General features: G+C 50.1%; 1 protein-coding gene. It reads left to right on the forward strand.

What is annotated here, in order from left to right; all coding sequences use genetic code 11:
- The coding region (locus C5L12_RS27850) for a nucleoside phosphorylase-I family protein (protein ID WP_483428738.1) at positions 1-370 on the forward strand (370 nt) is incomplete at its 5' end.
- Between the last annotated feature and the right edge of the window lie 67 nt (positions 371-437).

Here is a 437-nt window from a genome sequence, read left to right on the forward strand (position 1 = left end):
GCGCTTCTTCTCACTGGCAAATGCCTACGATGCGGAATACCGCGCACTGTTACAAAAAGTGGCGAAAGAAGAGGGTTTCCCTCTGACGGAGGGCGTGTTCGTCTCGTATCCGGGGCCGAATTTCGAGACTGCGGCGGAAATTCGCATGATGCAAATTATTGGTGGGGATGTTGTTGGTATGTCTGTGGTGCCTGAGGTTATTTCAGCTCGCCATTGCGACCTTAAAGTCGTTGCGGTCTCTGCGATTACCAATATGGCGGAAGGTTTAAGCGATGTGAAATTGTCACATGCGCAAACGCTGGCGGCTGCGGAGCTCTCTAAGCAGAACTTCATCAACCTTATTTGTGGCTTTCTGCGCAAAATTGCCTGAGAAAAACAATAAGAAACGGCCTCGCGGGTGAGGCCAAATGATGCGACAAGGAAACGATTATGAGCAT

It is taken from the genome of Neorhizobium huautlense (assembly GCF_002968575.1).
Taxonomy (GTDB): domain Bacteria; phylum Pseudomonadota; class Alphaproteobacteria; order Rhizobiales; family Rhizobiaceae; genus Neorhizobium; species Neorhizobium huautlense.